At 64.8% G+C, this 23,365-nt stretch carries 21 protein-coding genes; 7 read left to right on the forward strand and 14 right to left on the reverse strand.

Going from position 1 to position 23,365, the window contains the following annotated elements:
* Positions 1 to 234 precede the first annotated feature (234 nt).
* Entirely contained in the window at positions 235 to 708 is a 474-nt protein-coding gene (locus H4I97_RS13150; protein WP_182305120.1) for an Hsp20/alpha crystallin family protein, read from the forward strand.
* Positions 709 to 795: 87 nt separating this feature from the next.
* On the opposite strand, the gene apbC is transcribed toward H4I97_RS13150, so the two are convergent.
* Both apbC and H4I97_RS13160 read right to left on the reverse strand, forming a co-directional pair.
* Positions 796 to 1,935 carry an iron-sulfur cluster carrier protein ApbC gene (apbC, locus tag H4I97_RS13155; protein WP_182305121.1) on the reverse strand — a complete coding sequence of 380 codons (1,140 nt, stop codon included), beginning with the start codon at positions 1,933 to 1,935 and terminating at the stop codon, positions 796 to 798.
* Positions 1,936 to 2,362: 427 nt separating this feature from the next.
* Positions 2,363 to 3,106: a LuxR family transcriptional regulator gene (locus H4I97_RS13160; RefSeq protein WP_378143234.1), complete on the reverse strand. Its 744-nt coding sequence runs from the start codon at positions 3,104 to 3,106 to the stop codon at positions 2,363 to 2,365.
* A 417-nt stretch (positions 3,107 to 3,523) separates the two neighbouring features.
* Here H4I97_RS13160 and H4I97_RS13165 point away from each other — a divergent pair, with 417 nt between their 5' ends.
* Together H4I97_RS13165 and H4I97_RS13170 are read left to right on the forward strand one after the other, a co-directional pair.
* The gene (locus H4I97_RS13165; RefSeq protein ID WP_244658648.1) at positions 3,524 to 4,411 is read left to right on the forward strand and encodes an SMP-30/gluconolactonase/LRE family protein; all 888 of its coding nucleotides are present in this window, start codon (positions 3,524 to 3,526) and stop codon (positions 4,409 to 4,411) included.
* A gap of 176 nt (positions 4,412 to 4,587) precedes the next feature.
* Positions 4,588 to 5,175 (forward strand): PRC-barrel domain-containing protein, encoded by a 588-nt coding sequence (locus tag H4I97_RS13170; RefSeq protein WP_182305124.1) that lies wholly within the window; start codon positions 4,588 to 4,590, stop codon positions 5,173 to 5,175.
* A gap of 74 nt (positions 5,176 to 5,249) precedes the next feature.
* On the opposite strand, the gene H4I97_RS13175 is transcribed toward H4I97_RS13170, so the two are convergent.
* A complete protein-coding gene (locus H4I97_RS13175; protein ID WP_182305125.1) occupies positions 5,250 to 6,644 on the reverse strand; it encodes a putative bifunctional diguanylate cyclase/phosphodiesterase in 1,395 nt (464 codons plus the stop codon).
* A gap of 123 nt (positions 6,645 to 6,767) precedes the next feature.
* Entirely contained in the window at positions 6,768 to 8,414 is a 1,647-nt protein-coding gene (locus tag H4I97_RS13180; protein ID WP_244658649.1) for a response regulator, read from the reverse strand.
* Between the two features lie 366 nt (positions 8,415 to 8,780).
* Between H4I97_RS13180 and mutL the strand changes: the two genes are divergently transcribed.
* Together mutL and H4I97_RS13190 are read left to right on the forward strand one after the other, a co-directional pair.
* A complete protein-coding gene (gene mutL, locus H4I97_RS13185) occupies positions 8,781 to 10,580 on the forward strand; it encodes a DNA mismatch repair endonuclease MutL (protein WP_182305127.1) in 1,800 nt (599 codons plus the stop codon).
* Between the two features lie 66 nt (positions 10,581 to 10,646).
* Entirely contained in the window at positions 10,647 to 10,877 is a 231-nt protein-coding gene (locus tag H4I97_RS13190; RefSeq protein WP_182305128.1) for a DUF2093 domain-containing protein, read from the forward strand.
* A gap of 21 nt (positions 10,878 to 10,898) precedes the next feature.
* Here the strand turns inward: H4I97_RS13190 and lpxK are convergent, their stop codons facing one another.
* The 6 genes from lpxK to H4I97_RS13220 form a co-directional block, all read right to left on the reverse strand.
* Positions 10,899 to 11,936, reverse strand: a complete 1,038-nt coding sequence (lpxK, locus tag H4I97_RS13195) for a tetraacyldisaccharide 4'-kinase (protein ID WP_182305129.1) — start codon at positions 11,934 to 11,936, stop codon at positions 10,899 to 10,901.
* Between the two features lie 139 nt (positions 11,937 to 12,075).
* Positions 12,076 to 12,783 carry an HAD family hydrolase gene (locus H4I97_RS13200; protein ID WP_182305130.1) on the reverse strand — a complete coding sequence of 236 codons (708 nt, stop codon included), beginning with the start codon at positions 12,781 to 12,783 and terminating at the stop codon, positions 12,076 to 12,078.
* A gap of 17 nt (positions 12,784 to 12,800) precedes the next feature.
* Positions 12,801 to 14,120, reverse strand: coding sequence for a lipid IV(A) 3-deoxy-D-manno-octulosonic acid transferase (gene waaA / locus H4I97_RS13205; protein ID WP_378143250.1), 1,320 nt, complete (start codon positions 14,118 to 14,120; stop codon positions 12,801 to 12,803).
* A gap of 160 nt (positions 14,121 to 14,280) precedes the next feature.
* Complete coding sequence (locus H4I97_RS13210) at positions 14,281 to 14,532, reverse strand: DUF4170 domain-containing protein (protein ID WP_182305132.1); 252 nt, start codon at positions 14,530 to 14,532, stop codon at positions 14,281 to 14,283.
* A 62-nt stretch (positions 14,533 to 14,594) separates the two neighbouring features.
* Positions 14,595 to 15,404, reverse strand: coding sequence for a 3'(2'),5'-bisphosphate nucleotidase CysQ (locus tag H4I97_RS13215; RefSeq protein ID WP_182305133.1), 810 nt, complete (start codon positions 15,402 to 15,404; stop codon positions 14,595 to 14,597).
* A 33-nt stretch (positions 15,405 to 15,437) separates the two neighbouring features.
* A complete protein-coding gene (locus H4I97_RS13220; RefSeq protein WP_182305134.1) occupies positions 15,438 to 16,784 on the reverse strand; it encodes a TldD/PmbA family protein in 1,347 nt (448 codons plus the stop codon).
* A 111-nt stretch (positions 16,785 to 16,895) separates the two neighbouring features.
* On the opposite strand from H4I97_RS13220, the gene H4I97_RS13225 reads away from it, so the two are divergent.
* Positions 16,896 to 18,710, forward strand: a complete 1,815-nt coding sequence (locus H4I97_RS13225; protein WP_244658650.1) for a monovalent cation:proton antiporter-2 (CPA2) family protein — start codon at positions 16,896 to 16,898, stop codon at positions 18,708 to 18,710.
* Between the two features lie 6 nt (positions 18,711 to 18,716).
* Here H4I97_RS13225 and H4I97_RS13230 read toward each other — a convergent pair whose 3' ends face one another.
* The 3 genes from H4I97_RS13230 to H4I97_RS13240 are packed head-to-tail and all read right to left on the reverse strand — an operon-like array spanning position 18,717 to position 22,007.
* On the reverse strand, positions 18,717 to 19,586 hold the full coding sequence (locus H4I97_RS13230) for a patatin-like phospholipase family protein (protein ID WP_182305135.1): 870 nt from the start codon (positions 19,584 to 19,586) through the stop codon (positions 18,717 to 18,719).
* Between the two features lie 39 nt (positions 19,587 to 19,625).
* The gene (gene rsmD / locus H4I97_RS13235) at positions 19,626 to 20,186 is read right to left on the reverse strand and encodes a 16S rRNA (guanine(966)-N(2))-methyltransferase RsmD (RefSeq protein WP_182305136.1); all 561 of its coding nucleotides are present in this window, start codon (positions 20,184 to 20,186) and stop codon (positions 19,626 to 19,628) included.
* Between the two features lie 6 nt (positions 20,187 to 20,192).
* Positions 20,193 to 22,007, reverse strand: coding sequence for a pseudouridine synthase (locus tag H4I97_RS13240; protein ID WP_182305137.1), 1,815 nt, complete (start codon positions 22,005 to 22,007; stop codon positions 20,193 to 20,195).
* A gap of 68 nt (positions 22,008 to 22,075) precedes the next feature.
* Here H4I97_RS13240 and H4I97_RS13245 point away from each other — a divergent pair, with 68 nt between their 5' ends.
* Entirely contained in the window at positions 22,076 to 22,534 is a 459-nt protein-coding gene (locus H4I97_RS13245) for a nucleoside deaminase (protein WP_182305138.1), read from the forward strand.
* Between the two features lie 10 nt (positions 22,535 to 22,544).
* Here H4I97_RS13245 and H4I97_RS13250 read toward each other — a convergent pair whose 3' ends face one another.
* Positions 22,545 to 23,342: a GGDEF domain-containing protein gene (locus H4I97_RS13250; RefSeq protein WP_182305139.1), complete on the reverse strand. Its 798-nt coding sequence runs from the start codon at positions 23,340 to 23,342 to the stop codon at positions 22,545 to 22,547.
* Positions 23,343 to 23,365 lie beyond the last annotated feature (23 nt).

Here is a 23,365-nt window from a genome sequence, read left to right on the forward strand (position 1 = left end):
AGACGCCTTTCAGCTCCGGAGGGTCGGGCCGCTCCGACGGCGGAGACAATCACAACTGCCCCCCGGATGGCAAGAGCCATGTTTTGTCCGGCCACGCCGTGGGATAGGTGCCCTTGGCGGCAGGTTTCTTCCGTCCAGCACCTGCGGTCTTATTCCAGCTTGACCTATATCAAGGTTCGCTGAAATACGTTTTGTAGTATTCTTTCCATGGATGAAAAGCCAAAGGAGGATGCAATGAACGACAAGTCTTCTGGTTCTCTTCCAAGTCTCTGGTCGGACAATCCCTTCGCCGATTTCCGCAAGGAAATGGACAAGGTATTCGACGGCTTCTTCGGTCGGAGTAACCTCCTGAAAGCCACCGAAAAGGGCGAGGGCTTCATGGCGCCGTCGATCGACGTTGCCGAGAACGACACGGCAATCACGCTCACGGCGGAACTGCCGGGCATTTCCGAAAGTGACATCGACCTCTCCATTCAGAACGGTGTCCTGACGCTCAAGGGCGAAAAGAAATTCGAAAAGAAAGACGAGAAGGACGACTACCGTCTGATCGAACGGCGCTACGGCAGCTTTCAGCGTTCGATGAGCCTGCCCGCCAGCGTGGACGAGGCCGCGGTCAACGCGACGTTCGACAAGGGTGTCCTGACCGTCACTATGCCGAAGAAACCCGGTTCAGCTCCCAAGGAGCGCAAGATCGCGATCGAGAAATAGCGATCTTGGCACCCTGCCGCCGCCCTTTCTCCCCCCGGGGCGGCGGCAGCGTTTAGCTGACGCCCGCGCCGGAGCCTGTGCGGTCTCCTATTCGAAGACGATCGACGGCGCCTGCCGTCCGGCGCGCGCGCCGACCTGCTGCCAGACCTTCTCGGCGATATCACGATAGACCTTGGCCTGCGGGCCGTCGGGGTGGGACACGACCACCGGCGTGCCGGCATCCGACGTCTCGCGAATCTCGATCGTCAGCGGCACTTCGCCGAGGAACGGCACCCCGATCTTTTCCGCCTCCGCCTTGGCACCGCCGTGTCCGAAGATATCGTAGCGGGCGCCGGTATCGGGCGCGATGAAATAGCTCATGTTCTCGACGATGCCGAGCACCGGCACCTCGACCTTGTTGAACATGTTGAGGCCCTTGCGTGCGTCGATCAGCGCGAGATCCTGCGGCGTCGAGACGATCACCGCGCCGGACAGCGGCACCTGCTGGGCCATGGTCAGCTGGGCGTCGCCGGTGCCCGGCGGCATGTCGACGACGAGAACGTCGAGCTCGCCCCAGGCGACCTCGCGCAGCATCTGCATCAGCGCCGACTGGACCATCGGGCCGCGCCAGATCATCGCCGTTCCCTCATCGACGAGGAAACCCATCGACATCGCCTTGAGACCGTAATTCTCCATCGGCACGATCGTCCGGCCGTCGATCTGCTTCGGCTTGCCGGTAATGCCGAGAAGCCGCGGCATCGATGGGCCGTAGACGTCGGCATCGAGAATACCGACCGAAAGGCCGTTCGCCTTGAGCCCGAGTGCCAGGTTGACCGCGGTGGTAGACTTGCCGACGCCCCCCTTGCCGGAGGCAACCGCCACGATCGCCTTGATGCCCGGAATGCCGGCCTTGGCCGGACGCTGCGGCTGGGCCTGTCCGTGCGCATGATGGGCATGGCCCGTGCCCTGCGGGGGTGCCGGAGGTGCAGATCCGGCCTTGCGTTCGGCCGTAAGGCTGACCAGCGCGCCCTTGACACCCGGCATCGCCTTCACGGCTCTCTCGGCGGCGAGGCGCAACGGCTCGAGTTCCTGGGCACGGTCGGCCGGGACCGTGATCGAAAAGTAGACTTTTCCGTCAGAAATGAAGATGTCCGACACCATGCCGAGATCGACGATGTTGCGATCGAAACCCGGTCCGCGGACCGACTTCAGCGTTTCAAGAACCTGTTCGCGCGTGAACCCAGCCATGCCTGCCTCGCTTTAACTTGATTTCTGCGTAGATAGTCGAGCGATTGCCCGTCGCCAACCGTAAACTGCGCAAAACAGGTAAAACCGCGACGGAGCGACGCGGCTCGCGGTCATGTTCAACGAGGGAACCCGCCCCCGTCGACACGGAAAAGCCGCCGGAACGATCGGCGCGCTCTTCTTCGGCGCTGCTTCCACGAACCGGCGGCTTTCGCCTTTCAAAGACGCCTCTTGGCGAGCGCCTTTTCAGTCCCCTCTGGACCTGTCGCTTCAATGCATATGGCGTGCCAGATCAAGAAAGAAGGCCGGAATCGCGCGCGCTCAGGCAAAGTGACCGAAGCGTGCGCCGGCGACTGGTGTGCAGCGCCCAAAATTTCGGCCGCTCGATTATGCTTTGCACAATTTGCCGGCACGGACGGCACCTTGGCGGCTACTTGATCAGGCCGAGCCGGAGCGCCCGGGCGACAGCCTGCGTGCGGTTCACCGTGTCGAGCTTCTTCGTCGCCCGGTTCAGGTAGTGATTGATCGTGTGCTCGGAGAGATTGAGAATCTCGGCAATCTCGACGCTGGTCTTTCCGGCCGCAGTCCAGTTCAGGCAGTCTATCTCGCGATCGGTCAGCGCCCCGGTCGCGCGATTGTCGAGATCCCGGATTTCCGTCAGCCGGTTGAAGACGTGGACGGAGAGATAGGTGAGCTCCATCATCTCTTGGGAGGAAAACGGCACCCGGTCGCCCAAAAAGGAAATGGCACCGCGCGCACCATGCGCGTCGTGCACTGGAAAATAGGCACCGCGGGTCATACGGAAACGCTCGAAGAGCGATTTTGCGACGCCGGTGGTGCGGGCGTCACGTTCGCGCACGACGCTGTCGATGTCGAAGCTGAACGGAGCCGACGAATTGCGCAACCGCCGCATGATCGGGCTCGTCGCGAGAAGGGGAACCTGGTCGTATTCGTTGATCAGATCGGCCGGCCAGTTGGTTATGATGGAGTTGTTGGCGATGTCGAGCGATGTCGCCCCGGGCATGTTCATGACCATGAAGGCGCGCGCACCGTAGCTCTCGGTGAGGCGTCTCATGAAACGGAAGAGATCGAACTGAGCCTTGAAGCCCGTCAGTTCACTGACAAAGCCGGCAACCCTTTCCGCTCTCGCAACGGATTCCAATGTCGTCATCATTTGTTTTCTTCGAGCACGAAACAGGAGGACCCGGCCGGAAGCCGATCCTCACCCCCACAACACGGCAAAATCCGAGTTCAGAGCTCCCCACGAAACTCCAGGTTCTGCACCCCAGTGCCGAACATATTGACGCTTATCAAAAATTTGCCTTGGGAAACGCGTCTACCCCCGCGGCCAGTCTTACACCCATTCCAACGCCATGCAGAATTGAACGACTACGATTTGGCGGACGGCGGAAGAGTTCCCGCGGCAGGCAGTGCGATGTCGATTGACTGTCCCCCGCGTGCACAATAAGCGCAGAAGGCATCGCCCGTCCAGCGCGGGCGACCAATTTTTGTAGCAAACCGTTTTAGAAACCAACAAACGCCGCATGCAGTCCAAGCGATCATGCAACAGCAACTACGGAGGAACAGCAACGTGACCGAGACCCATCCTTTCCAGGGCAAAGTCCTCTGCGACGAGTGCCACGAGCTGGGCGAAGGTCCCGTCTGGGACTACCTGCACGGGCGGGCGTGGTGGTTCGACATTCTCGGCAAGCGACTCTGGGAATACGACCCGGAAACCGGCGAACGCCGTTCCCACACACTTCCCTTCATGGGCAGCGTCCTGGCACTCGTCGACGAGAAGCGACAGCTCATCGCTTCCGACGAAGGGCTCTTTCTCCGCGACGTCGTCACGGGCACGCTGACGCGTCACGCTGAACTGGAGCCGGAGAAGCCCGGAAACCGCTCCAACGATGGTCGCGTGCATCCCTCCGGTGCACTGTGGATCGGCACGATGAGCAAGAAGGCCGAGCCGGAGGCCGGGGCGATCTATCACGTCGCCGGCACGACGGTGACGCGGATCATCGACAGGATCGGCATACCGAACGCCATCTGCTTCTCGCCGGACGGAGCAGTCGGCTACTACACCGATTCGAAGGTCAACCACCTGATGCGTATCCCACTCGACTCGGCAACCGGCCTGCCGGTCGGACCTGCGAGCGTGCTGGTCGACGGCACGTCAATGCGGGATGTCTTCGACGGATCTGTCTGCGACAATGAAGGCACGATCTGGAACGCCCGCTGGGACGGTGCCTGCGTCGATCGCTACGCCCCGGACGGAACGCATCTCGCGCGTTACGAAATGCCGACACGCCGCGTCACTTGCCCCGCCTTCTTCGGGAAGGCGGCGGATCGACTGCTGGTCACCTCCTGCCACGAGGGACTGGACGCGGCAGGCCGTGCCGAAGACCCGCTCTCCGGAACGACCTTCGATCTGGGCATCACGGTCGCCGGACGCCACGAACCGCTCTTCCGTCTCTGAGGAATGCGCGGGCGCCCGTACACTCCCGCGGGCGCCCTTTGTTCCCTGGCAGGCAAAAGAAATGCTGCCGCCTTTTTCGGGAACGATTGTTTCCCCTATGCATTTTTCACTCGAACCGGCGCGGCACCGAAATCGGGATCGCGTCACAGTCCAACAGTGAGAAAGGTAGGTTCGACATGAAGAAGTCCCTGAACATTGCGGCCGCGGCACTGCTGCTGGGTTCTTCGGCAATGGCACCTCTGGCCTTCGCGCAGGATGCGACCACGCCGGCCGTCCCGGCAACGCCGGGCATGCAGACCCCGGCTGATCCGGGTGCCGCCACCCCGCCGGCTGCGACGACGACCACACCGGCGCCGAACACCAGTGCGGCCAATACCGGCGCAACCGGTGAATATCTGACCAAGCAGACCGAGACCCAGGTCAGCGCCAACGAGTTCATCGGTCAGCCGATCTACAACGGCGAGAACGAGAGCATCGGTGACATCAACGACCTGATCATCGAAGAAAAGGGCGGCATCGTCGCTGCCGTCGTCGGTGTCGGCGGGTTCCTCGGGATCGGCGAAAAGGACGTGGCGGTCCCCATGGACAAGATCACGATCACCCATGAAGCCGACTCCAACGATCTCAAGCTGACGACGATGGAAACCGCAGACGCCCTGAAGGCGGCACCGGAGTTCCAGACGCTGGATGACCAGAAGTCGGCGAGCGACACCACGATGACCCCGACCGACAACACCACTACCTCGTCGACGGACAACAACTGATCCCGGAACGAGCGACGTGTCAGGTTCGCAAGGGCGGCGGCAACGCCGCCCTTCGGCGTGTCTGCAGGAGGGGGTCAGGTGTCGTGGTCGACACGCGGCCCGGTTGCTCCGAGCCGCTCGCGATCCAGCATCGCGAACTCATGATAGTGGTCGTGGAGGTAGCGCAGGGTCGCCGCCTGATCCATCGGCTTTCCGAAGTAGTAACCCTGCCCCATGCCGCAACCGAGATCACGCAGCTTCTTCGCCTCGGCGGCCGTCTCAATGCCTTCAGCCACGACTGCGAGGTCCAGGCCTTCGCACATGGTGACGATCGCCTTGATGATGTGTTCGGAGGTGCGGTCCGTCATGATCGCGGAAACGAAGGCCCTGTCGATCTTTACCTTGTCGAAGGTGAAATCGCGGAGTCGCCCGAGGCTCGACTGCCCGGTGCCGAAGTCATCGAGCGATATGCGGATACCGAGCTCCCGCAGCTCGTTGATGATGCGTGCGGCCGTGTCGGCGGAGGTCATCACCGCCGTTTCGGTGATCTCGAGCTCCAGCCGGCGCGGATCGAAGCCGACGCTGTTGAGGATCGAGAGCGTATTGTAGGTCGTGCGCGGGTCCATCAGCTGTGCAGAAGACAGGTTGAAGGAGAGGAAGAGGTCGCGCGGCCAGGCGAGCGTCGCCTCCGCGGCCTTGCGCAGCAGCGTCTCGGAAAGCATGTCGATGAAGCCGCGTTCCTCCGCAAGCGGCACGAAGACCGCCGGCGAGACGAAACCGAGATCGGGATCGATCCAGCGCGCGAGCGCTTCGAACCCCTTCACCCGGCCATCGGCAAGGTTGACGATCGGCTGGAAATGGACATCGACGTTGTCTGAAATGATGGCGTTGCGCAGCGCCTGCTCAAGCTGGGTAGATCTGCGCATCTCCTGCGCGATTTCGCTCGAATAGACCGTGATCTGGCCGCGGCCCCGCCGCTTGGAGCGGTAGAGCGCGGTCTCGGCGCTCTTCATCAGCTCCTCGAAATCGGCACCGGCGAAAGGATAGATGGCAAAGCCGAGCGAGGCCGAAAGCCGCACGTTGCGATCGCCGAGATCGTAGGGCGCAGACAGCACGTCCTTTATCATCTGTCCGACGCGTTCGGCGGCCACTCGCTCGAAAATCAGCGGGAGCACGACCGCGAACTCGTCGCCGTCGTGCCGGGTCACGGTCGCACCGTCGGGTATGCAGGCTTTCAGACGATGGGCCGCCTGACAGAGGATTTCGTCGCCGGCCACCGTCCCGAACAGGTCGTTGATGGGCTTGAAACCGTCGAGGTTGACGAGGGCAACGGTAAAGGGCGCCGGGTCGTCGGCACGTTCGGCTGCGAGCATCCGCACCTTGTCGCGCAAACGATAGCGGTTACCGAGCCCGGTGAGCTGGTCGGTGTAGGCCATCGCCTGAAGCTCGTTCTGGCTTACCTGCGGCAATGTCGGATCGGCCGGCGGCATCGACGATATCCTGAGAACCTCTTGTTACGGCCGTCAGGATGTCGGTGAATGATTAAAAAAATAATAGCATTTTCGCGATCTTGGGCGGTCCCACCTCCCCAACTTTGGGGGCTTGACGTCGGCTCAGGCCGGCGAAAACGCGATGTAGCCGGGGATGAAGCGCTGGAAGATCGCCTCGATCGCTTCGGAGCTCAGAGGCTTCTGCAGGATGTCATCCATCCCCGCCGAGAGGCAGTCTTCCCGGTCGCGTTCGAAGGCGTGGGCAAGGACACCGATCACCGGCGTCGTCCGGCCGGATGACCGGCCGAGATCGCGGATACGCCGGCAGGCGTCGTATCCCGAAATCCCCGGCAGGGTCACGTCCATCAGCACGATCTGCGGCTCGAGTTCCTGCCAGAGGCGAACGGTCTCCTCGCCGTCCGACGCTATGATGAACCGGAAGCCGAGCCCTTCGAGTATCTGGGCAAAGACGATCTGGTTGATCGCATTGTCCTCCGCGACCAGGACCAGCGGATCGCTGCTCATCGGCACGGCGTCGCCGGTGGTTATCTCCCAGTCGTCGTCCTCCTCGACGGAGGGGCCGTGGCTCAGACGTTCGACGGCCAGCTCGGCGAGTTCCCCCGAGATCCGAAAGCGGTCGATCGGCAAGGCGTCCACGCCGTACTGGCGTGCGAGTTCCAGACACCGCATGTCCATCTCGGCGTCCACGACGACGAGGTCGATTGCCACTCCAGCCGTTTTTGCGACGCTGAGAAACGCTTCCTCCTCATCCGCATCCTGAACGGAACATGCGTCGAGGCCGAGATCGGTCAGTGTCTTCAATCCGGTTTCGGCAAAGCCCCCGTCGGCAGTCACCACCAGGACGCGGCGTCCCGAGAGGTCGAACGGGATGGCCGGTCCGTCGACCGGCTCGTCGCTGCCCGCGACCTGTTGGTCCGGTCCGAAGGCAATTGCCCCCGCCGACTGTTCGGCGGTGAGGGTCATGTCAGCGGGATGATCAAGGCTGGTAACGACAAAATAGCGGCCCGGCTTGCCAACGCGCTGGCTACGCACGGCGAGCACCACCTGCCCGGCCGGCTGCGGAACCGTCATCGAGACCATCGACGGTACGCCGGTTTCGAGGACATGGCGGGTGGTGTTCCCCAGGTTCGCGGCAAGGACCGCGTCGAAAAGGCTGGATAGTGAATTGCCGAGCAGGACGTCCGTTCCGGCGCCGAACAGCGCACAGAACGCGCGGTTGACCGCGACAATCGTCAGGTTGCGGTCCTGCACGAAGACGGGATGGGGCAGATTATCGAGGATTTCCTCGGTGAGTTGCACGCGTTCGACATCTGCAAGCCACTGCTCCTCGCGTTTTTTCTGCTCGGATATGTCGGTGATGACGCAGAGGCCGTGACCGGAGGAGAGACGACGCATCGATACCTTCGTCCAGCCGCGCTGACTGTCGCGCGTCTGGTAATCCAGCCGTTCTCGCCAGTGGGCGGCAATGCTCTCGGCGATCCATTCGTCGCGGCTGCCGATCACCGTGCCGCCTGCCGGGGTGCAGCAATGCATTCCGGCGTCGTAGGCGGCACCGAGAAATTCGCGAAGCCGCGTACCGGGAGAGAGGAACTGCGAAGAGACTGGCACGTAGCCCGCGAGCTGGCGGCTCGCATAGATCAGCTCGTCGTTGCGGTCGTAGATCATGATCGCGGCAGAAAGGGCCTCGGACGCTGCGTCGAGCGCGGCCGTATGCAACTGCGCATCCCGCGCTGCCATTTCGCCCGTCACGTGCTTCCCCTTCGACCCGCTCTCGGCGGGCACCGCTGGAAAATTCTTCACATTACCGCCTCAAGGAACTGAATGCCTGAGCACCGATCCAAAAACCTTCACTTTCATTCCGCATGAAAACCGACCGGCGCCGGGGCGACGCCTGAATGGATGCTTTCGAACCGGTTCCGGCGGAGCCGGTTACCCTTTCGACGTCAACAACCATTCGCCCTCTACGAACGTATTGGAGTACAACCGACGTTAGTTGCTGGTCCTTAACGGGGACTTAATGGCGAACGGCAACGTTTCCGTGAACGCAGGCGGATTTCCACCGTTTCCGGCGTCTTCGGGCTTTCCTCACCTGTCCGAATCCGGGAAAAGAACAGGATGGCCATCAAGCAGCTTTCCGAAACGCTCATCAACCAGATCGCCGCAGGCGAGGTCATCGAGCGTCCCGCCAGTGCGGCGAAGGAACTGATCGAGAATGCGATCGACGCCGGCGCCACGCGAATCGAAGTGGCGACCGCCGGCGGCGGCAAGAGCCTGCTGCGCGTCACCGACAATGGCGGCGGCATGGATCCCGCCGACCTTGAGCTTGCGATTCGCCGCCACTGCACCTCGAAGATTTCCGAATCACTCTTCGACATCCGCAGCCTCGGGTTCCGCGGGGAAGCCCTGCCCTCGATCGGCTCGGTCGCGAAGCTTTCGATTGCGAGCCGCGTGCTCGGCAGTACGGAAGGCGCGGAAATCAGCGTCGCCGGCGGCAGGGTTTCCGCCATCCGTCCGGTCGCCGCCAATCCGGGAACCGTGGTCGAGGTCCGCGACCTCTTCTTCGCGACGCCTGCGCGGCTAAAGTTTCTGAAGACGGAAAAGGCCGAGGCCGGCGCCATTACCGAGGTCGTCAAGCGGATGGCAATCGCCTTTCCGCACGTCCGCTTCGTGCTATCTGGCAGCGACCGCTCGACACTCGAGTTCCCGGCGACGGCAGGCGATCCGCTCGCCCGCATCGCCCAGGTGCTCGGCAGTGAATTCCGCGACAACGCAATCTCGCTCGACGCGGAACGGGAAGACGTAAGGCTGACCGGCTTTGCCGGCGTGCCGACGTTCAACCGCGGCAACTCGGCCCACCAATATGCCTTCGTCAACGGCCGCCCGGTGCAGGACAAGCAGATTCTCTCGGCGATCCGCGGCGCCTATGCCGAGACCGTGCCGCACGGCCGCTATCCGGTGGCGGTGCTTTCGATCGACATCGATCCGGCCCTCGTCGACGTCAACGTCCACCCGGCGAAGTCCGACGTCCGCTTCCGCGACCCAGGTCTCGTCCGTGGCCTGATTGTCGGCGCGATCCGCGAGGCGCTGCAGCGCGAGGGTGACCGTGCCTCGACGACGGGCGCCGGCGGCATGCTCCGTGCATTCCGCCCCGGTTTCCGTCCGCCGAGCCCCGCCGGTGGCTACAGCTGGAACCCTGAAACGTCACCCTACCGGCCCGCTACAGCACCGTTCGGGTTCGCCGAACCGCAACAGGCACGCTTCGACACCGTTGCCGTGCCGACGGCCCGGGCTGAGGCACCGGTCGTCGCTCCGCCATCCGCGCCCCCGGTCGAGAGCCATCCGCTCGGCGCAGCCCGCGCGCAGGTCCATGCCAACTACATCGTCGCGCAGACGGAGGACGGGCTCGTCATCGTCGACCAGCACGCCGCCCACGAACGCCTGGTCTTCGAACAGATGCGCAAGGCGCTCTCCGGCCGGCGGCTACCGTCGCAGGGATTGCTGATCCCCGAGATCGTCGACCTGCCGGAGGAGGACTGCGACCGCCTGATGGTCCATGCCGCGGCGCTGGAACAGCTCGGGCTGTCGGTCGAGCGCTTCGGTCCCGGCGCCGTCGCCGTGCGCGAGACGCCGGCCATGCTCGGCGAGATGGATGTCCAGGCGCTCGTTCGCGAGCTGGCGGACGAGATCGCCGAATGGGACACGGCCGGCGGGCTCGCCGCGCGGCTGGAATATGTCGCAGCAACCATGGCCTGCCACGGCTCGGTGCGATCCGGCCGGGTGCTGCGGGTCGAGGAAATGAACGCCCTGCTGCGCCAGATGGAGGCGACGCCGGGGTCGGGTCAGTGCAACCACGGCCGGCCGACCTATGTCGAGCTCAAGCTCTCCGACATCGAAAGGCTATTCGGCCGCAGCTGATACTTCTGGAATTTCCGCGCGTCGCGGAGTATTGCAGGGCAATGACGTGCGAAGGAGCAGTGTGACATGAACCGTTTCGAAGGCAGCGGCAACCGGGAAGCCAAGCTCCGGTATCTGGACGCCGACTTCCAGATCCTGTCCCCCGGCTCCTATGTGGTCTGCGCCGTCACCGGAAAGCCGATCCTGATCGACGAACTGCGCTACTGGAGCGTCGCCCGGCAGGAGCCCTATGTGGATGCCGCCGCCTCGTTCGAGGCGGAAAAGCGGGCGGGCGCACTTCCCGTCCAGACGCGCTGAGCCGCAAGCCCGGCCTTCTCGCTAGTAGCGGCCTTCCTTCAGGCGCCGGGCACGATGGACCTCGATCGCCCGTTCGATGATCTTTGCCGGCGCGTTCGGATCGTCGAACATCATTTCGACCTCCACGACCTTGCACTTGCGCGCCAGTTCCTCGGCCCGCCCCGGACCGGAGCGCAGGCGCACGAAATCCTTCGCCGTGGTCACGAGTTCCAGGTCGCCCGCTGCAGCCTTGTCGAGGAGATCGGCGATCTCGTCCTCGCCCATATGGTGATGGTCGGGCAAGGCGCGCCGCTCGACGATCTCGGCGCCCTGCTCCTCGACGGTGCGGAAAAACTTCCCCGGATCGGCGATGCCGGCAAAGGCGAGCACCCGCTTGCCGGAGATCCCGGCATTACCCCGCGGCGTGAGCGAAGCAACATAGATCGGCTTTCCGGCCCGCGCCGCCTGACGCACCAGGCGATCGGCGGCGGTGCCGTTTCCAACCTTCAGAAAACCGTCGACATAGCGCATCTGCACGCGGATCGGTGCCCGCACCGGTCCGCCGGGCACGAGATGGCCGTTGCCGATGCCGCGGACACTGTCGACGACGATCAATGCAAAATCAACGGCGAGACGCGCGCTCTGGAAACCGTCGTCCATGATGATCAGGCCGACCCCCTCGTCCACGAGACGGCGGGCGCCGGCGAAACGCTTGCGCGAGATGACGGTGAGCGCGTGGCGTGCGAGCAGCAGCGGCTCGTCGCCGACGTCGGTCGAGCGATGATGCTCCGGATCGACGACGGTCGTCACGTCGAGTGAGCCACCATAGCCGCGGCTGAGAATGCCGGGTTTCAGGCCCTGGGCCTGGGCGGCGCGCACCAGCGCCAGAACGGTCGGCGTCTTGCCGGCGCCGCCGACGGTGAAGTTGCCGACGCAGATGACGGGGACGGGCGAAGACAGGCGCTTGCCCTTGGCCATCCGCCGGCCGGCGATCTGGCCGTAGAGAAACGAAAACGGCGACAGCGCCCAGGCACGCCAATCCGGCTTGGTCCACCAGAAGGGTGGGGCTTCCGATACCATCACGTCCTCCCGCTGCGCCTCCCGCCTGACGGAAAGCATCTGTTTACGATGATGCAACAGACCGCAGGCGGATGGCCTTCGTCAACCCGTCTCGTGGCCGTCTCGTGGCCGTCTCGCCGGCTCGGCCTTTCACGACCCTTCAGGCGAGCAGGGCTTCGAGTTCGCTGATGTCTTTCAAGCAGACGTCGCAGGCATCGGCGAGCGTCGCCTGCGAACCGGTCCCGCTCAGCACCGCGACTTTGAGGCCGGCGCCTGCGTTGTGGCCCATGTGCATATCGTGATTGTTGTCACCGACCACGGCGACCGCATCGGGTGCGAGACCCGTCGCCCGGCAGAAGCCGAGCACCATGCCCGCCTCGGGTTTGAAACCGTGACCGCTGTCGTAACCGGCGACGAAATCGACGTACTCGGTGATGCCGAAACGCTCGACGATGCGGCGGATCGACTTTTCGTTGTCGCTGGATGCGATGCCGATCTTCAGGCCGCGTCCATGCAGGCGCGAAAAGAGCGGCGCCAGTTCGATCACCGGCACCGAGAGGTCGGCGGCATCGGCGAAGAGTTCGTCGAGGATCGGGACCAGCACCTCGCTGGTCATCGGCGAGCCTGCGGCGACGAGGCCGTCGGCGATCTCACGCGTGTTGCCGGCGGCAAACAGACTGTCCGGCACGATATGGCCCGTCTCCGGGTCCATGCCGCAGGCGAGCAGCAGGCGGTCGGCGAGCGACGTGTCGCCGTCGGCGGCCAGCAGCGCCAGCTTGCGGTTGACCGGCGCCCAGCTCGCATCGAAATCGAGAAGCGTTCCGTCCTTGTCGAAGAGGATCCCCGCGATCCCCGCTCCCCGATCCATGTCGTGTTCTCTTTTCTTCAGCGCTGCCGTGCAGCACGCGGCTCCAGCCGTGCCTTGACGGTGAGCGGATTGATATAGGGCTCCAGCCCCTTGATGGTCGCGACGAGCGCGCCGCGCATCTCCTGCAGCGTCTCGGTGCCGGCATCGATCATCTTGTGGCGCGCGAGATCGTTGACCGAAAGAAAGTGCACGGCCTTCGCCAGCATTTCGGCATCGCGCACGATCCGGGCATTGCCGTTGCGCACCAGCCGCTGATAGCTGTCACGGAAATTCTCGACATTCGGCCCGCTCAGCACGGCACAGCCGAGCATCGCCGGCTCCAGCGGGTTCTGGCCGCCCTGCCCGGTGATCGAACGGCCGACGAAAGCGATTTCCGTCAGCCGCAGATAGAGCCCCATCTCGCCGATCGTATCACCCAGAAAGACATCCGTATCCGGCGTGATCGCGTCGTCGCGGGTGCGGCGCGCGACCTTCAGGCCCTTCTCGACCATCATCGCCTCGAGTTCGTCGCAGCGTTCCGGATGACGTGGCACGATGATGGTCAGCAGACCGACATGGGCCTTCAGCGCCCGGTGCACCATGACGGCGATCTTTTCTTCGCCCTCGAAGGTGGAGATGGCCGCCCAGGTCTTGCGGTGACCGATCTGCTCGCGGTAGCGGGCGAGGACGGCCATGTCGCAGGGCGGCGCGTCGCCATCGACCTTGAGGTTGCCGGAGACGGCGACCGGCCAAGCGCCGAGATCGCGGAAACGCTCGGCATCGACATCCGATTGGGCAATCACCAGCGACAGTCTGGAAAACAGTGCCTCGGCAATCGAATTGTGACGGTGCCAGCGCTCGAAGGAGCGGTCCGACATGCGGGCGTTGACGAGGATCTGCGGAATATGGCGCCGGTCGAGCTCGCCGAGCGTCGTCGGCCATATCTCGGACTCGACGGAAATCGCGATGTCCGGGCCCCAGTAGTCGAGGAAACGGCGCACCGCCGGCCGAAGATCGAGGGGCACATACTGGTGGATGATTTCCCCGTCGAGACGCAGGCGCACGAGTTCGGCGGAGGTGACGGTGCCGGTGGTCAAAAGGACGTTGATGTCGCGGCGGCGCAGCTCGCGCATGAGGCCGACGACGGCGAGCGTCTCACCCACGCTCGCGGCGTGGATCCAGACGAGCGGGCCGTGCGGACGGTCTGCGGAGGGATAGCCGAAACGCTCCAGCCGACGCGCGCGGTCTTCCTTGCCCTTGGCGGCACGGAACGCCAGCAGCGGTCCGGCGAGCGGGTAGGCCGCAATGCCCGCCCAGCTGTAGCCGGTAATCGCCATCGATGCGAAACCGTCGATCATCGCCATCAATAAAGACCGCTTCTCTTAGCTTTCGGTGCCATGGCGCCCTTTCGATCAGGCTGGCCAAACTGAAACTGTCGATGCTGCAAAACTGCGTTCAAAAATTGACGTTCCGCCACCGCATCCGATCGATAAGCCGGACGCGGCGCGGTCAAATTCATCAGTCTTGACCCACAACCTTTTCGCCCGGAGTCAGCAGGCGGTGCATGTGCACGATGAAATAGCGCATGTGGGCGTTGTCGACGGTGGCCTGCGCCTTGCCCTTCCATGCCGCCAGCGCGCTTGCATAATCGGGGAAGATGCCGACGATGTCGAGATCGTTCAGGTCCTTGAAATGCAGGTCCTTGAGGCTGGTCAGCTCGCCGCCGAAGACGAGGTGGAGGAGCTGCTTGTGATCGTTGGATTCGGTCATTCTACGTTTCTTTCCATTCGTGTTCGCCTCCCCTTTTCCTGTGATCGATTTTGACGGAAACGTCAACCGCGCGGGACGGCGGCGAGCCTTTCGAGGAGAGCCGGAAGCTCACCTTCAACCGCTGCGCACAGGACGCCGTGGGTGACCTCGGTACGGTTGTAGATCAACGCGTTTCCGTCGAGATCGGTGAGCCGCCCTTCGGCCTGCTGCAGGATGAGATCGGCGGCTGCGATATCCCAGTCATGGGCATTCGGCTTGACGAATGTCGCGTCGATGCGGCCTTCGGCAACCATTGCGATCCGGTAGGCGAGCGAGGGCACGTGTTCGACACGCTCGATACGTCCCCTCAACGGAGCATCGAATAGATTGACGATGTCCATCGGGGTTGCGACGCGCAATTTCTTCGCCGGATCGAAGGCGGCGACCGCGATCGGCTTGCCGTTCTTCAGTGCCGGCCCGCCGGCGACCGCCGAATACTCCTCGCCGAGCGCCGGCGCGACGAGAACGCCGGCCACCGGCTTGCCGCGGTGGACGACGGCGACGCTGACACACCAGGTCGGCTTGTTGGCGATGAAGGCGCGGGTTCCATCGATCGGATCGACGACGAACAGGGTATCGGATTTCAACCGGCCGAGATCGTCGTCGGTTTCTTCCGAAAGCCAGCCATAGGACGGACGGGCAGTGCGCAGCCGCTCTTCGAGACACTCGTTTGCGGCATGATCGGCAGCGCTGACCGGCGACCGGCCCTCGTTCTTCCACCAGACCTGCGGCGACTGACCGAAAAATGTCGAGGCAACGGCGCCCGCTTCACGCGCGGCGGCGGCGATGAGGTCGATATCCGCCTGCCAGTCGGAAATGATAGCGGCGGTCATGGTGACACCATCCTCTGCGTTTTGCGGCTCACGTCAGCGGCCGGCGATCGTCATGCCCTCGATGGCGACGGTCGGGGCGGCGACAGCAAACTTACGGTCGATATCGTTCGCCGCGGTCAGCCGCATGAACATGTCTTTCAGGTTCGACGCGATCGTCACGCCGGATACCGGGTAGGCGAGTTCGCCGTTCTCGATCCAGAAGCCGGTAGCGCCGCGGCTGTATTCGCCCGTCACCATGTTGACGCCCTGGCCGATCAGCTCGGTGACGTAGAAGCCGGTGCCGACCGAGCGGATCAGCTCCTCCGGCGAGACACTCCCCGGCTCGAGCGCGAGGTTGGTCGACGTCGGCGACACCGCCGTCCCGCCGCGCGAACCACGGCCGTTGGTATGGAGGCCGAGTTCACGGGCAGCCGAGGAAGACAGGAACCAGTGCTTCAGGACACCGTCCTCGATCACGACCAGCTTCTCGCCCTTCACGCCCTCACCATCGAAGGGCCGCGAGCCGGAGCCACGCACCTTCAGCGGGTCGTCCGTGATGTTCAACCCGGACGTCAGCACCTGGGTTCCCATGCGGTCGCGCAGGAAGGAGGTCTTGCGGGCAACCGCCGCGCCGTTGATCGCGCCGGCAATGTGACCGACGAAGCCGCGCGCCACGCGCGGGTCGAAGACCACCGTGACGTTCTGGCCGGTTTCGGCCTGGCGGGGATCGAGACGGCGGACCGCCCGCTCGCCGGCCCGTCGTCCGATTTCGGCGGCAGGATCGAGATCGGCATGGAAGAGCCGGCTGTCGAAATCGTGGTCGCGTTCCATTCGCGAACCCTCGCCCGCGATAACGCCGACGGAGCAGCCGAAGCGCGAAGACTGAAAACTGCCGGAAAAGCCGTGGGAGGTGACGAGCACCAGCCCGCCCATGCCGGCCGAAGCGCCCGCTCCGACCGAGTTGGAGACCCCCTCGACCGCAAGGGCCGCCTCTTCCGCCGCAAGGGCCGCATCCCGCAGGGCGTCGCTCGAAACTTCGGTCGGATCGAAAAGGTCGAGATCGGGGTAGGACCGCGCGAGGTCGGCCGCGTCGGCGAGACCGGCGAAGGGGTCTTCCGGCGACACCTTCGCCATCGCGACCGCCCGCTCCGCGAGCGCCTTGAGGTCGAAGCCCGGATTGGCCGAAACGCTGGCGACCTGCCTGCCGATGAAAACCCGCAGCGAGAAGTCATCGCTTTCGGAAGACTCCGTCGTCTCGACCTTGCCGAGGCGAACGCCGACCGACTTCGAGCGCGAGCGGACGACGACCGCATCCGCACTGTCGGCTCCCGCCTTCAGGGCGAGGTCGACGAGCTGGCCGGCACGGGAAAGAAGACTGGCGGAATCGATTTCAGAGGTCATGATTTGGCCTTTCATTACGGCTCCATGTATTGTGCATTACAGCAGGCATCAAGGGCCGAGGCACCGATTCCCCGAGAGCCGTCGCGACAGACAAAAAAGGAGAATAACGGCTTGACGACGGCACCGGACGCGCTCTTCACCGAAACCCTGCTTCTGCTCGGGGGCGCCGTCGTGGCAGCACCGATCTCCCGCAAGCTCGGTCTCGGAACCGTGCTCGGCTATCTTGCCGCCGGCGTGGTCATCGGCCCGGTCCTTCACCTGCTGACAGGTGCGGGCGAAATTCTCGCCGTCGCCGAGCTCGGCGTGGTGTTCCTGCTCTTCATCATCGGCCTCGAACTCAACCCCTCGCGACTCTGGCGCATGCGCGCCGACATTTTCGGGCTCGGAACGGCACAGGTGCTGCTGACTGGCCTCGCGCTCACAGGCGCCGCGGTCTTTTCCGGTCTCGTCGACTGGCGCGGCGGCCTGGTCGCGGGTTTCGGGCTCGCGCTCTCGTCCACCGCCTTCGCCCTGCAACTCCTAAACGACGCCGGCGACATGAACACCCGCTACGGCCAGCGCTCCTTCTCGATTCTGCTGCTGCAGGACCTGGCGATCGTGCCGCTGCTCGCCATGGTCTCCATCCTCTCCAGTCGTCAGGAGGCGACGAACGGCTCCGTGCTCGTCGATTCGGTCGTCGCGGTCCTCGCCGTGGTCGCGATGGTTATGGCCGGACGCTACCTGCTGACGCCGCTCTTCCAGATCATCGCTCGCACGGGCGCGCGCGAGGTGATGATCGCCGCGGCGCTGCTGGTGGTGCTCGGATCGGCGGTGCTGATGCAGCTCGCCGGCCTTTCCATGGCGATGGGCGCCTTCCTCTCGGGCGTAATGCTCGCGGAGTCTTCCTACCGCCATGAACTCGAAGCCGACATCGAGCCCTTCCGCGGCGTCCTGCTCGGGCTGTTCTTCATGGCCGTCGGGCTGTCGCTCGATCTGAACGTCATCCTCGACAACTTCGTTCTCGTGCTGGTCGCCGTGCCGGCGGTGATGGCGGTCAAGGCGGCGATCCTCTACGTGCTCTGCCGGTCGTCCGGTTCCTCGCACGACGACGCGGTACGGATCGCGTTCCTGCTGCCGCAGGGCGGCGAGTTCGGTTTCGTACTGTTCACCACGGCCACCGCTCAGCAGCTGCTTTCGAACGGCACCGCCTCGCTGCTGATCTCGATCGTCACGCTCACGATGGCGCTGACGCCGATCGGGGCGGCACTCTCGCGTCGCCTGCTTTCCGGCGACAGCCGCGAGGAACTCGACGAGGATTTCGAAGGTGCCGGCTCCGACGTGCTGATCATCGGGTTTTCGCGCTTTGCCCAGATCGCCGCACAGATCCTGCTCGCAAGCGGCCGTGACGTGACGATCATCGACGATTCTGCCGACCGCATCCGCCAGGCGGCGTCCTTCGGCTTCCGCATCTATTACGGTGACGGCAACCGGCTCGACGTGCTGCGTGCGGCGGGCCTGAAGCGGGCGAAGATCGTCGCCGTCTGCACGCAGAAGAAGGAGACGACGGACCGTATCGTCGATCTCATTCTCGCCGAATGCCCCGACGTGCGGCTGTTCGTGCGTTCCTACGACCGTGTCCACAGCCTGTCTCTCAGGTCGCGCAACGTCGAATACGAGCTGCGCGAGACGCTGGAATCCGGCCTGCTCTTCGGCCGCAAGACACTGGAAGCCCTCGGCATGAGCGAGGAGGAGGCCCTGGCGATCGGCGAGGATATCCGCCGCCGCGACGAGGAGCGGCTGCGCATCCAGCTCACGGGCGGGCTGCATGCCGGTCGGCACATGCTGCACAACCGTCCGGTCCGGCCGGAACCGCTGGTGAAGCCGAAGCGTGCGCCGGACGACGTCGAGGCGGCCGTTCGCGCCCACGAGGGAACGGAGGATTCCTGAACGCCGTCACTTTCGGACGACATCCTCCATCCGCGCCTCGATCCGGCGCTTCAGATCGTCCTTCAGCGCTTCGGCAGTATCGAGGATCTGCCGCGCCTTCAGAAAGTCGAGAACGCGGTAAGAATTGACGTCCGGCCGCAGCAGGATATCGGGCGGCGAGAGCTTCTGCTTCAGCGCCAGATTGGCCTGCATCATCAGCTGGCTAGCACCGAAGAGACTGTCGATGCGGTTCGGTGGCTCGCCGTCGTCGCCGGCCGGCCCGCCGATCACATCGACGCCGATGACGATGTCGGCCGTGCCGGCGAGGTGGTCGTATGGCACGGGGTTGTAGATGCCGCCGTCGATCATGAAACGGCCGCCGAGACGCACCGGCATGAAGAGCGCGGGGATCGCCGCCGACGCCGCCAGTGCATTCCGGAGATCACCGCTTTCGCAGACGACCTCGGTCTGACCGAAATAGTCGGTCGCGACGACCTTGAGCGGGATCTCGAGGCCGGAAAAATGCTCCGGCAGGCGTTCCGGCAGAAAGGCCCCCAGGATGCGCTCGAGATTGAACTGGCCGAGCCTGAACCCGCCGACCGCATCGCGCATGGTCGCAGGCCCGAGACTCCAGAGCCGGTTTGCCAGCGCCGAACGCTTGCCGACCGTCTCCAGCGTATAGTCGCGGATGTCGCGGCCGGTCATGCCGGCAGCCATGCCCGCGCCGATGATCGCGCCGATCGAGGACCCTGCGATCGCCGCGGGACGGATGCCCATCTCGTCGAGAGCCTCGATCACCGGGATATGGGCGAGCCCGCGGGCACCGCCCGCTCCGAGCGCGAGCCCCAGCGTGGGTCCGCCGGAAGGGACCGGAACCGGTACGATTGCTGGCGTCATTTCGCTTTCCACCGGCAGCCCCTCGTTGGCCTGTGACCGTCAGGCGGGACGGTATTCGTAGAAATACATCTTCGTGTCGCCGAAGGTCCGCTCTTCGATCAGGCGGAACGCCGGGTGCATGTCGATCACCGCCTCGGCCTTCTCTTCCAGGATCGCGAGCGCGCCCGGCACCAGCCAGCCGCCTTCATGGGCGGCGGCGAACGCCTTTTCGCCGAGACCCTTGTTGTAGGGCGGGTCTGCGAACATCAGATGAAAGGGCTCGATATTGGCGGCGGGACCGAGCAGCGTCGCATCGCGCCGCAAGATCTTCGCCCGCCCGTGCAGGCCGAGCGCATCGATGTTTTCCCACAGAAGACTGCGGCCCTCGACGCTGTTTTCGACGAAGAGCGCGGCACGGCAGCCGCGCGACAGTGCCTCGAGCCCGACCGCGCCGGTACCGGCGAAGAGATCGAGCACGCGCGTGCCGTCGAGACAGCCGGGATGCGCATGGGTCAGGATGTTGAACAGGCTCTCGCGCGTCCGGTCGATGGTCGGCCGGATCGCGTTCGATTTCGGCGTCGCCAGATTGCGACCGCGAAACTCACCGCCGACGATCCGCACCGCGCCTTACCTCCGGCCCTTCGAAGGACCCCGGCCACCGCCGGAAGGTTTGCCCCCGAAAGACTTGCCGTCACCCGGACGGCCGCCCCGCGGCTTGTCGCTTCCCCCGGCAGGCTTACCGCCACCGGCCTTCCCGCCGAAACTCTTTCCGCCGAAGCCCTTGCCACCGAAGCTCTTGCCGCCCTTGCGCTCGGGCTTGCCGGAAAACGGCTTGTCGCCGGCGGGCTTTTCGCCGCTGCGCGGACGATCGCCGTAGGGTCGGTCGCCCCGAGGACGATCGCTGCGATCACGTGCCTCCTGCGGTCGATCGCGGCGGGGCCGATCTTCGAAAGACCTGCCCTCGGAGGAACGTCCTTCGCGTGGACGGTCGCCGCGGTCCGGGCGGCCACCGGCGCCACGCCTGCCGCCGAAACCCTCGTCCTCGTCCTTGCGACGCGGCGGCGCTTCGGCGCGGATCCATTCGCCTTCCTCGTCGCGCGTCTTGCTGATCGTCACACGCGAGCGGGCGTCGGGCTGGCCGAAAGCGGGCTTTCCGCCCCGCGGGGCCTCCTCGAAACGCGGACGTCCGGGCTTGCCGGTTCCGGAAGCCGCCTTGCGGGCAGCAGCCTTCTCCCCGAGCGGACGGGCACCCGGCGCCATCCAGACATTGGCGGTGCGGCTCTGTCCCATCGGCTTGCGCTTCGGGCGGTCGGCAAAGTCGCCGTCTTCCCGCCTGTCGCCACGCCCACCCTTGGGCGCCGGGCCGGAGCGGCGGGTGTCGAGCCTGTCGAGAGCACGTTCGCGGCGGTCTTCTGGCTTTTCACGCTTGCCACGCTGCGGCTTTTCGGAGGGTTTCTCAGCCACCGCCTCGCCCTCGTCCTCGTCACGGTCGCGGGAATAGATCGGGGCGTCGAAATTCGCCTTCGCATCCTCGATGAGGCGCGGTCCGAGCTGGTCGCGCAGCATCCGGCCGCGGACTTCCTGGACCTGGCCTTCCGGCAGGTCGCCGAGCTGGAAGGGACCGTAGGAGATGCGGATCAGGCGGTTCACCTCGAGGCCGAGCGCGCCGAGCACGTTCTTGATCTCGCGGTTCTTGCCTTCTCGCAGGCCCATGGTGAGCCAGACATTGTGACCCTGCTTGCGGTCGAGGGTCGCGTCGATCCCGCCATAGAGCACGCCTTCGACGGCGATGCCTTCCTTCAGCTTGTCGAGGCGGTCCTGGTCGATGTCGCCGTGGGCGCGGACGCGGTAGCGGCGCAGCCAGCCGGTGGTCGGCAGTTCGAGCACGCGGGCGAGGCCACCGTCATTGGTGAGCAGCAGCAGGCCTTCCGTGTTGATGTCGAGGCGGCCGATGGACATGACGCGCGGCAGGTCGTCCGGCAGGTTCTCGAACACCGTCGGGCGGCCCTCCGGATCGGAATTGGTGGTCACCAGCCCCGCCGGCTTGTGATAGAGCCAGAGACGGGTACGTTCGATGCCGCGGATCGGCAGGCCGTCGACCTCGATCTGGTCGGCGAAGGTCGCGTTGACGACCGGCGTGTCGAGCACCTTGCCGTTGAGGCTGACGCGGCCTTCCATGATCATGCGCTCAACGTCGCGGCGCGAGGCGACGCCCGCGCGGGCGAGAAGCTTGGAGATGCGCTCGGGGACGACCGCTTCGGCAGCTGCGGCGGTCACGACGGGTGCCGGCTTGCTGGCCTTGGCGGGCGCTTTCGGCCCCGCCTTCTCGGCGGATTTCGGCGCCCCTTTCTCTGCGGAGCGGGCGAATTTGCGGGGCGACGGCTTTGCGCCGCGTTCGGACGATTTGGCGCCGGGACGCTTAGGCTTGTCTTTGGATGTCATTTGTTGTTTGCCTGTGGTTTGGCCGTGTCCTATCAGGTCGCGGGGCCTTGGTTAAGAGGAAATGTCACATGCCGCCGGCGAATCGTTTCATGGAGCTTGCGCTGGCGGAGGCCGAAGCGGCCGGGAAACGCGGCGAAGTGCCCATCGGTGCCGTCGTCGTGCTCGACGGCGAGGTGGTCGCGAGCGCCGGGAACCGTACCCGCGAACTGCACGACGTGACGGCGCACGCCGAAATCGCCGCGATCCGGCTGGCCGCAGAACGTGTCGGCGACGAGCGGCTCTCAGGTGCAGATCTCTATGTCACGCTGGAACCCTGCACCATGTGCGCGGCGGCGATCTCCTTCGCCCGCATCCGCCGGCTCTATTACGGCGCCGAGGACCCGAAGGGCGGAGGTGTCGACAACGGCGTGCGCTTCTACGCCCAGCCGACCTGCCACCACGCGCCGGAGGTCTATTCCGGTCTCTCGGAGAGCCGGGCGGCCGACATTCTCAAGGCCTTTTTCCGGGAACGGCGCGAGGAGCCGTGAACAGGAGGGGTCAGGCGACGACCGTTCCCGCCTCCTCACCGTTGATGACGATGCGGTTGCGACCGGCTTTCTTGGCCCGGTAGAGGTCTTCATCGGCCCGCCGAAAGAGTTCCGTCGGATCGAAGCGCCCGGAGGAACACCGGGCGCCGATGCTGACGGACAGCGGTACGCGCACGCCCTCGACGACGATCCTGCTGCCGGCCACCGCGCCACGGAGTGCCTCGGCGACGGCGAGCGCCCTCACCCGGTCAGCTCCGTCGAGAAACAGCACGAATTCCTCGCCGCCGATCCGGCCCCAGAAGTCGCGGGGACCGAGCGTCGCGGCGATCGTCCTGCCGATCACCCGCAAGGCCTCGTCACCGACGAGATGGCCGAAGGTATCGTTGATCTTCTTGAAATGATCGGCGTCGGCGATCAGCAGCGCGGACGACTGCGGCCCGGATGCCGCGGCGTCGAGGGCGGCGAAAAAGGTCTCGCGGTTCAATCCGCCGGTGAGGGAATCGATCCGAGACCGCTGCTTCAGGTCCTCATGCAGTGCGGAGAGTTCCGCATGCATGTCCTCCAGTTCGACATGCATGCGCGCGATCTCGTCGCGCTGGCGCTCGATCGTCTCCTTCTGGTGGAACTGCCAGGCACTGCCCGGCGCGGCGATGACGAGCGGACACAGGACGCTCATCCAGAAACCGGGTCCGTCGGGATGGCCGCCGAGCATCGGCACGAGCAGCAGCACGATCGAAACCGAGGCCGCGACGGACAGTGCCGTCACTATCGCCGCCTTGGTCGCCGTCTTCCTGCTGATCTTGAACATGTCCGGACACTATGGTCCGTCCG

Origin of the sequence: Ciceribacter thiooxidans, assembly GCF_014126615.1 — a bacterium.
GTDB lineage: Bacteria > Pseudomonadota > Alphaproteobacteria > Rhizobiales > Rhizobiaceae > Allorhizobium > Allorhizobium thiooxidans.

What these genes read in the sequence shown, in the direction of transcription:
- H4I97_RS13190 (WP_182305128.1), top strand. Translation starts at nt 10,647, where the DNA reads ATGAACCGTTTCGAAGGCAGCGGCAACCGGGAAGCCAAGCTCCGGTAT.
- H4I97_RS13250 (WP_182305139.1), bottom strand. Translation starts at nt 23,342, where the DNA reads ATGTTCAAGATCAGCAGGAAGACGGCGACCAAGGCGGCGATAGTGACG.
- lpxK (WP_182305129.1), bottom strand. Translation starts at nt 11,936, where the DNA reads ATGGTATCGGAAGCCCCACCCTTCTGGTGGACCAAGCCGGATTGGCGT.
- H4I97_RS13210 (WP_182305132.1), bottom strand. Translation starts at nt 14,532, where the DNA reads ATGACCGAATCCAACGATCACAAGCAGCTCCTCCACCTCGTCTTCGGC.
- H4I97_RS13150 (WP_182305120.1), top strand. Translation starts at nt 235, where the DNA reads ATGAACGACAAGTCTTCTGGTTCTCTTCCAAGTCTCTGGTCGGACAAT.
- mutL (WP_182305127.1), top strand. Translation starts at nt 8,781, where the DNA reads ATGGCCATCAAGCAGCTTTCCGAAACGCTCATCAACCAGATCGCCGCA.
- H4I97_RS13160 (WP_378143234.1), bottom strand. Translation starts at nt 3,106, where the DNA reads ATGATGACGACATTGGAATCCGTTGCGAGAGCGGAAAGGGTTGCCGGC.
- H4I97_RS13220 (WP_182305134.1), bottom strand. Translation starts at nt 16,784, where the DNA reads ATGACCTCTGAAATCGATTCCGCCAGTCTTCTTTCCCGTGCCGGCCAG.
- apbC (WP_182305121.1), bottom strand. Translation starts at nt 1,935, where the DNA reads ATGGCTGGGTTCACGCGCGAACAGGTTCTTGAAACGCTGAAGTCGGTC.
- waaA (WP_378143250.1), bottom strand. Translation starts at nt 14,120, where the DNA reads ATGATCGACGGTTTCGCATCGATGGCGATTACCGGCTACAGCTGGGCG.
- H4I97_RS13245 (WP_182305138.1), top strand. Translation starts at nt 22,076, where the DNA reads ATGCCGCCGGCGAATCGTTTCATGGAGCTTGCGCTGGCGGAGGCCGAA.
- H4I97_RS13215 (WP_182305133.1), bottom strand. Translation starts at nt 15,404, where the DNA reads ATGACCGCCGCTATCATTTCCGACTGGCAGGCGGATATCGACCTCATC.
- H4I97_RS13240 (WP_182305137.1), bottom strand. Translation starts at nt 22,007, where the DNA reads ATGACATCCAAAGACAAGCCTAAGCGTCCCGGCGCCAAATCGTCCGAA.
- H4I97_RS13200 (WP_182305130.1), bottom strand. Translation starts at nt 12,783, where the DNA reads ATGGATCGGGGAGCGGGGATCGCGGGGATCCTCTTCGACAAGGACGGA.
- H4I97_RS13230 (WP_182305135.1), bottom strand. Translation starts at nt 19,586, where the DNA reads ATGACGCCAGCAATCGTACCGGTTCCGGTCCCTTCCGGCGGACCCACG.
- H4I97_RS13175 (WP_182305125.1), bottom strand. Translation starts at nt 6,644, where the DNA reads ATGCCGCCGGCCGATCCGACATTGCCGCAGGTAAGCCAGAACGAGCTT.
- H4I97_RS13170 (WP_182305124.1), top strand. Translation starts at nt 4,588, where the DNA reads ATGAAGAAGTCCCTGAACATTGCGGCCGCGGCACTGCTGCTGGGTTCT.